Below are 7,951 nucleotides of genomic sequence, written 5' to 3'. Positions count from 1 at the left end.
CGGACGGCACCATTATGGATCATCAGATTCGTTGGTGTCTTGATGCTTCTAGCAACGGGACCGCCAACGGGACCCTTTTGCAGCTATGGGACTGTAACCGTCAAGAAAATCAGAAATGGATCAGGCCCATGTTGCGGTGACTAAATAAAACTGGAGCACTACTGAGGTGAATCCGTAGCGGGCGGCTGGCCGTGGGTGTCCGTGGACATGTCCACGTGGACATCGTCGGTCGCCGGTGGCGACGAGGATGCGGCCGGCCGCCTGCGAGTGGCGCCGGGGGGTGGGCGGCCGCTGTGACCGGAGGCGCCCCCCGGTCGCCTGGGGGTCGTGGGTATACGGAACCCCACCGCCAGGCAACGGGGGGCCTGGGGTGGGGTTTCGTGTGAGCCGGTTTTCGATTGCCGGCTATCCTGTTTGCCTCAAGGTTGATGGGCGGTTCGCGTGCCAGATCTGAAGCCAGGTTGGGTAGTAGCGCTGGTCCCTGCCTTCTCCGATGCCTGGCGGGAAGGTGGAGTCTGTCATTCTGGCTTTCCTCGCGGCACCGGGTATCATCGGGATCACTCCTGTCCGGCATGCTTCGGGGAGCGTCATCGGGGTCTCGCCGGGGACGGGCCGCCAGTCACCTAGGGTGATCGGTGGCCAAGGTTCGACCGTGACGTCCTCCGTTACGTTCCCTAGGGTGTTACGGTCATCGACGCTGGACGGGTCCCCTGTTAGTTTCGCGAGCGTGACCGTGACATGGTCCGTTACACCCGCACTCTGGTCACTTTCCGTGAGTGCCGCGAGAGTGTGGGCGGCCTGCTCAACATCGCCGTCGGTGTCGGCATCATCGTCGAACAGGTGGCCCCATCCGGGTACCCAGCGTCCGGCCCCGTAGGAGCTTTCCACCTCGCAGATGTGCTCTTCGGTGATCCACGGGACGCAGCGTCCTGCGTCGAACCATTCGGGCGCCTCTGGCAGCTCCCGGAGCCGGACGTTCGCTTCTTCCTGCGGAATGTAGGCGATTTGGACCAGCTCTGGGCGCTCGCCGAGCGGACCGTAGGTGCCACGTCCCTTGACGTTGGCGTCCCATGCGGGCTTCTTGACGTGCCCGTAGGTGGTGATCCATTTCTGGGCGGAGCAGGTTCCGATCAGGATGCGGCCGGAGAACAGGTCCCGGGCGTCGGAGCCGCCGAACAGAGTCAGTGACATCTGATGGACGCCCAATACGATGCGATGCTCCAGCGCGCGGCCCTGCATCAACGCGACGTGCAGCCAGAACGGCACCGGTGACTGCTTTTTCTGCCCACCGGGGCCGGCCCACTATTGTTTCGCGCCGCCGGCGAACGACCCGAACTCGTCGATGATCATAACCCTGGCGGGGAGATGCTTCGTCGACATCCCGGCCTGTTGCATGAGTGCGATGGCGGTGGCCGAGGCGACGAACTCGGCGAGGGCGCGGATCGCGTCTTCAATGCGCGTGTGAATGCGCACCCCGGACACGGTCCGCGCCGGCCGACTCGGATCCCCCGCGATCCCGTTCGGGTGCTCGTCGCCGATCTCGGTGAAGCTCATCCGCTTCAGGTCGATGATGTCGACCAGTGCGCCGTATGTGCGGCTATGGACGAGGGGCACGGTTAGTGTGGTGGTTTTTCCGCTCCCGGAACCGCCGACCACAGCGAGGTGGGGGACGTCGGTCTCGGTCCGGGCGTAGATCGGCGTCTTCCCAGGGCCGTCGCCGACGTGCATCACGTACGGGTCCTCGGACGGCCTCCAGGACGCCGCGTCCGGGGGCTGCGGTGTGGGGGTGAACTCCATGAACCTGGGCGCGCTGGTGAGGTGGATGCGGGACACCTCCATCGGGACCTTGATCCACCGGTCGACGAGGCGGGCGATGGCAAGCTGCTGGTACTCCTCACCCGCCCAGTGATCGGGCAGGTTCACCCGGGTGATCGCTCCCTGCTTCGCCGGGTTACGCGGGACGGCCAGCCACTTGTCCTCCGACGCCCCGATCGGAAGCTGCAACGGCCCCGACAGCGACCTCATCAACGGCTGAACAAGCCGACGCCGGTGCTGACGCAACGTCCACCGCCAATGGGCCCTGTTGCCCACGTAAACAGCCCCACCAGCCACAGCGGTAGCAGTCAGCAAGTCAGTAAGAAACGGGTGTGCGAGCTGCCCGTAGGCCTCCGTCAGGACCAGGGCGGTACCGCCAGTGCGGTGCGCGGCACGCTGCCAGCGGGGCCGGTGCTGCCACCGGCACGCACGGCCGGAGGGATGCACCACCGTAGTTGCCGGGTGCAGCCATGTGGCATCCGTACGCAGCATGCCGTCGAGGGGAGCGCCGGTCGTCCACCGCCAGGCAACAACCCGCGTCGGGGTCTTCTGCGGCCCGGTCACCGGGACCACCGGGCCTCTGTGACAAGAATCACAAGTATGGTGATGCCGGCAACTCCGGCGGACGGGGCCAGGAAACCCGTAGCGCTGGGATGCGCGGCGAGGATCGCGCTCGTACCAGCGGCCAATACCATCCGATGCCCGCCCACCGCCCGGCGAACGCTGGTCGCAGCCTGACGGGCGACGGGGGGAAGGAGGAGGGCTACGCCCAGGAGCAGGGCAACGTGAAACACGACGTACATGAGATCTCCCGCAACCAGGAAGGAAGAGCAGGGGGGCTCCGAGGGTGCGCCCCGGGAAGACCCAGGACGCACCGCCGTTGACAAGCCAGAGAGGCGGAGAGGTGGAACCGTCGGAGCGTCTAGATGGCCCGACGGTCCAGGGTGTGATCTACAGGTATGGGCCCGTTCCGGTGTCCGTCCGTCCCTCGCGGACGAGCCGCCGGACGTAGGAGCCACTCGGAACCCGGAACCCCGCCTCAGACAGAAATTCCCCGATCTTGTTCACGTCGCGTACTCCCCGCGCAACCAGTTCCCGGATCATGGCCGTAGAGGTTCCAGAGACTGGTTCAGGGTTCCGCGGAACCAGTCTGGAACCGGCTCTGACCTGGGAGGGAACAGAAGGGAAGTTCCTCGAGGCCGACGCAGACGCTGCGACTTGGACGTCGCCAGGTGGTACGTAGAGGCCGGTCTTCCCGTCCGTAGTTCCAGCCGACGGAACCTCAGGTTCCGAACTAGTTCCAGCCGACGGAACCTCAAGTTCCGAACCTGACGGGACCACCGGAACCACAGTTCCGGCCGGGGGACGGCGGGACGCCTCCATGGCCAGCGGTCGGGCTGCGGCCTGGTCTTCCACTCGGGCCGCCTGACGGCGAACCGCCGCAACAGCCATCCGCGCGGACGCCTGCGAGAGTTGAGCTGCCACCCACTGCGCGTCAGCAGCGGCCAGTTCCGGACGGGTCGCCCGTCCGAACGTCCACCACAGCGCTTTCGCTGCGACGCTGACGGACGCGCCGATGCAGGCAACAGCAAGACCGCCTGTCCGATAGCCCTCCACGCCGATAGCAGCCACCGTGGCAGCCAGCAGCACCCACCCGACACGGGGTCCCACCACCCGACGACGGTCAGGCCGGTAGCGGACCAGATAGGCCATGCCAAGCACGGCCAGCCACGCCAGATCGAACACGGCACCGGCAAGGTAGGCCACCCACGACCCGCGGAGCAGGTACGCGATCGACACCGTCGACCACGCAACCGACACCAGCGTGAGCCCCAGAACCAGACCAACAACGGCGCGGACGGCGAGAGCATCCACGTCCCGGGGGAGAACAGGGACCGCGACACGGCGAGTGCGCGTCACCTGAGCAGTCACCCCGTCAACGGTGTGACTGTCCGGATACTCCTGCGTCTCGATCCGGTACCTCATGCCACACCACCAAACAGATCATCCTGACCATCACAGACCGGACACAGCAGCCTCGCCGACGTCACGTCCAGCTGACCCCGGCGGCGAGTGCACCGCCGCCGCAGCGCCAGCGGCACCACGGCCAGCCCGATCCGCAGACTGCGGGAATCCACCAACACGACCGACGGGCAAGCCTGGTGCTGCGCGGCGAGCCGAAACCCGCACGCCCGGCAGCAGACAGCACGACCGGCAGTGAGCTCGGCAGTGTGCCGGCGGCGAATGTCCAGCTCCTCGGCGGCGGTCACCCGACGGCCCGCCTTCAGCGCAGCGAGGATCACCGGATCGAAGATCTCTTCCGGACGGTCGACCGTGACCGTGACCCGGCCCGGACGGCGAGCACTCATACCGCACCGCCCAGGCAGGCGGTAACGAACGGAGCCTGCGGTGTAGATCCACACGCAGGTAAGGAAAGATGACCCATAGCGGTCTCCTGTAGTTGCAGGTGATCCGTTAGGCTCCGACCGGTGATCTCAACACCAGTCGGGGTCGCTTATTTGTTTGCGTACCAGCGATACTACATCCTTGCATTGGACAATGCAAGGATGTAGTATCGCTGACTATGGCAGGTAGTGAACGTGACGATGATCCACTGATCGGTATTGCCGAGATAGCCAAGCTGGCGGGTGTTGCGCGAGGAACGATCTCGCACTATCGGGCAACGGGTCGCCTTCCGCCTGCAGACATCATGCTTGCGGATCGCCCACGCTGGCACCTGTCAACTATTCGTGCATGGATGGCGGCCCGGCCAGGACCGGGGCGCCGTGCTCCAGACACCAGCGATGATCCACTGTTGAGCATCCCAGAAATGGCTGCGCTGGCTGGCATCCACCGACAGTCGATCTATGACCTTCGGACTCGAGATCGGTTCCCGCCACCAGATGACGCTGCCGTGCGGACCCGCCCCCGGTGGCGGAAGTCAACCTTTGAGCGCTGGATGGCGGACCGCCCGAAGCCGGACGCACGCGCGACCTCGCACGGCAAGCGGGTTTGGGGCCAGACCGGGATCAGCAGCCAAGAAGATGATCAATCGGACCCGGGTCGCAGACCTTGAGGTGCCCGACAGTTAAGAAGCGTTGCGGGCGGACTAGAGGTCGGCTCGCCAACATCACCTCGCGGGAGCGGGATCGCGCCAGAAGCCCCTAAAACGCACGTGGCCCGGACGCTCAGAACATCCGGGCCCAAGACACCTTCCACCCCAGCAAAGAGAGGAGTGCCGTCGTGCACTCACATCGTACTGTCGCACCGGCAAGATCGCATGGTGCCCAATGAGTACGTCCGCGAACACCCCCCCGAGCCAGAGCCTAGGCACGCAGGGCAAGTCTTCCGGTGCAGTCGGCAAGGGTCGCGGCCCCCGGTCGGTCTCCGACACATCCGGGGGGTTCGCGGAGTATAGCTTGAACGGCAAGGTGTTCCGCCAGTACGCCGCGCGGCTCACCGTCGTCACGACTCGCGGCGGGGAGGAGCGGGAGTATCAGATAGCCGAGGGCCATTTCGCTGTTTCGCGTGTACTAGAAATCCGTGACGTCGAAACCGGATTTACCCCCGGGGATATCGTCGCCACGATCTACTACGTCACGTTCACCCCGCCGAACTCCGATGACACTCGGACCGTACTCGTCACAGACGAGGACATGCGGGACCGGAACTCCACCTGGCCGAAGCAGACCGGCGCGTGCGCGTTCATGCCCACCCGTCGCACGGGAGTGGAGACCGTGTCCGATGCGATCAAGGCCATGGCCCTTCGGGCCCGCGGCCACGGTGGCCCGACGCTCGCGTACGGCGTGCCCGGACTCCTGCTCCGCGACGGCCGGCCCCCGGCGTTCCTCCGACCGGGCAAGCCGGCGCTCGTCTCGGGTGGGGTTGACCAGGAGACGTGGTGCGAACTGCCGCCCGAGCAGGCGAAGACGGAGGGTGTTCGCCTGCTCGGGTTGGATGATCCCTCGACGGACGAGCAGGCCACCGCGGACCTGCTCGCACTGTTCCGCTTCCCCGCGCTCGTCCCGGACGATCCGGCGGTCGGGATCACCCTCGTGTCGCTCCTGGCCTACGCACCGTGGGCTGGGCTTCCCGAAACCGACACCCTCCCCGGCGTTGGCCACCTGGCCGTCATGCTTGCCGGGACGTCTGGGCTGCGAAAGACGGCCATGGCCGCGCTCGTCCTCGGAGCACAGTCGTCGACCTACCGGCCGGCCAAAGGCAAGCCGGTTACAGCCACCGTCCGGCTGCGCCATGGGGCGAAGAACGGCGGCTCGTCGGCGATCGGCGCGCAGCGCGCACTCTGGCCTCTTGCCGGGCTCTCCGCGCTGGTTGATGACGCGTTCGCGGAGGAGCTGACCGACGGGGAAGTTCACAGCCAGTGGATCGAACTGTCGGGGCTTGCAGACTCGATGGCGGAGCAGAACTCCGGGGTCAAGGCCACCCGGACCGGTTCAGGGCTCATGCCGTCGCGCTACCCCCGGTGCTGCCTGCTCGCGACAGCGGAAGACCTGCCCGACGAAGACCGGCACGTCTCCGGAGTCGCCCGATGGTTCGCGCTGAAGACAGAAAGTACCGTTGACCTGGCCGTGCTCACGGAGATGCAGGCCGGCGTACGCGCGCTCTCGCGGGCTCACGCGCGGATCGTGCAGGACACCCTGTCCGATCTGGACATCCCACGCCGCGCGGTGGCGTGGGCTGAAGAGCAGGTGTCCGGGTGGGACACGTCGAACGTGCACGGCCGGGCCGTCCAGAACGCGACGTTCGTGCTGGCCGGGTGGCGCCTACTCACCTGGGCGGGGGAGCGTGGCGGACTCACCGACATGGACTCCTGGACGGCGTGGGGAGCCGAGCAGATCCACGCCGCGATGGACGCTCAAGCGCGCCGCGGCGGCATCGTCGGGAACACCCAGGCCGCACGGGACCCCGTGAAGCTGTTCCTCCGGCGCTTCCGCGAAGCGCTCACCGACGGCACGTGGTACCTAGCCACACCCGAACGGGCCGACGACGGCGCGGCCATGCCCCCAACGGCAATCCCCGGCTACGGACCCGCCGCCGTCGGATGGCGCCAAGGGCCGCGGGTGACAGCGGACGGGTTCGGACCGGCTACCCAATGGTTCACCACCGGACGCGGAGACCCACTCGGAGCCGTCCACATCAAGGAACCCGGCACGCCCGGCCGCGCGCCGTTCGCACCCGCGATGCTCGTGATGCGCGCAGCGCTCTGGGACGACGTCGCGCGGACCGTAGCCCGGCGGGCCCGGGAACGCGACGGGCACGGGATCTCCGACACACCGGCCGTCCTGCTCAGACGCCTGGTTGAGCAGGGCATCACAAAGAGTGCGGCACCGGAGAGCGGGAAGGTCTGGAAGGGCAAGGGTACGTGCAATCAGGACGTGCTCAAGTTCGATCTGCTGCGCCTGCTCGGCGACGACATCACGGACCCGGGCGAGGACGACAACGGCCCCGGCGACGGGGGCCAGGAGCCCGAGCCGGAGCCCACCACCCCGGGCAGGCTCGGCACGCAGGTGCCAGAATTCGATCCCCGGTGTCTCGCGTGCGGGGGGATGGCCAGCGCGCGCGAGCCCGGGGACGGTGCCTACTGGTGGAATGGGGTTGGGCCGCTGCACGCTTCCTGCGCCATCCCCGAACCAAAGCAGGCCGAGCCTGCCCAGGCGGCCCTTCCCGAGCAGGTCGAGCCAGAGCAGACACCGGAGCCCGTCTGGCGGGGACCTGAGCACACCGACAAGTCCCTGGCCGCACTGCGGTCCACGCTGGTCAAACGGGGATGGGACGTGCTCTCCGATGAGTTCGTCCGCGAGGTTGCCGACCGGATCACCGCCGCCTTCCCCGTAGACGGGAAACCCGGATCGGGTGGCCCCGGACTCGTGTGGGCAGAAGGCCCCGGGCGGACCAGCTGGCGGCTGTTCCGCCAAGTCCAGGGCCGCGGCACCCGCCGCCTGCCCCCAGACGAACGGCTCGGCGACATCAACTGCCCATGGGCCATGCCCCGCCAGGAGTGGCACCGGCCCCTCACCGACGACGAGCGTAAGCAGGAGTTCTTCGTCTCCTTCGACATCAACGGCGCCTACCTCGCGGCCGCGTCACAGCCGCTCGGGACCGGCCGGCCCGTCCA

Annotated in this window: 6 protein-coding genes; 3 read left to right on the top strand and 3 right to left on the bottom strand. The window is 67.2% G+C overall.

Annotated elements, in window-relative coordinates; all coding sequences use genetic code 11:
* Positions 1-14 precede the first annotated feature (14 nt).
* Positions 15-140 (top strand): RICIN domain-containing protein, encoded by a 126-nt coding sequence (locus G6R25_RS30810; RefSeq protein ID WP_205447241.1) that lies wholly within the window; start codon positions 15-17, stop codon positions 138-140.
* A 265-nt stretch (positions 141-405) separates the two neighbouring features.
* Here G6R25_RS30810 and G6R25_RS18865 read toward each other — a convergent pair whose 3' ends face one another.
* The 3 genes from G6R25_RS18865 to G6R25_RS18855 form a co-directional block, all read right to left on the bottom strand.
* The gene (locus G6R25_RS18865) at positions 406-1,266 is read right to left on the bottom strand and encodes a hypothetical protein (RefSeq protein ID WP_136447552.1); all 861 of its coding nucleotides are present in this window, start codon (positions 1,264-1,266) and stop codon (positions 406-408) included.
* A gap of 36 nt (positions 1,267-1,302) precedes the next feature.
* Positions 1,303-2,004: a type IV secretory system conjugative DNA transfer family protein gene (locus tag G6R25_RS18860; RefSeq protein WP_161982958.1), complete on the bottom strand. Its 702-nt coding sequence runs from the start codon at positions 2,002-2,004 to the stop codon at positions 1,303-1,305.
* Positions 2,005-3,797: 1,793 nt separating this feature from the next.
* Positions 3,798-4,184, bottom strand: coding sequence for a hypothetical protein (locus G6R25_RS18855; protein ID WP_136447555.1), 387 nt, complete (start codon positions 4,182-4,184; stop codon positions 3,798-3,800).
* Between the two features lie 215 nt (positions 4,185-4,399).
* Here G6R25_RS18855 and G6R25_RS31920 point away from each other — a divergent pair, with 215 nt between their 5' ends.
* Together G6R25_RS31920 and G6R25_RS18850 are read left to right on the top strand one after the other, a co-directional pair.
* Complete coding sequence (locus G6R25_RS31920) at positions 4,400-4,891, top strand: helix-turn-helix transcriptional regulator (protein WP_473246917.1); 492 nt, start codon at positions 4,400-4,402, stop codon at positions 4,889-4,891.
* A gap of 343 nt (positions 4,892-5,234) precedes the next feature.
* Positions 5,235-7,951: hypothetical protein (locus G6R25_RS18850; protein WP_163554033.1), on the top strand; the 2,717-nt coding region annotated here is incomplete at its 3' end.

Source organism: Candidatus Frankia alpina (assembly GCF_902806485.1).
Taxonomy (GTDB): Bacteria; Actinomycetota; Actinomycetes; order Frankiales; family Frankiaceae; genus Frankia; species Frankia alpina.
The sequence above is the reverse complement of the archived record's forward strand: the minus strand, read 5'-3'. Positions and strand labels throughout refer to the sequence as shown.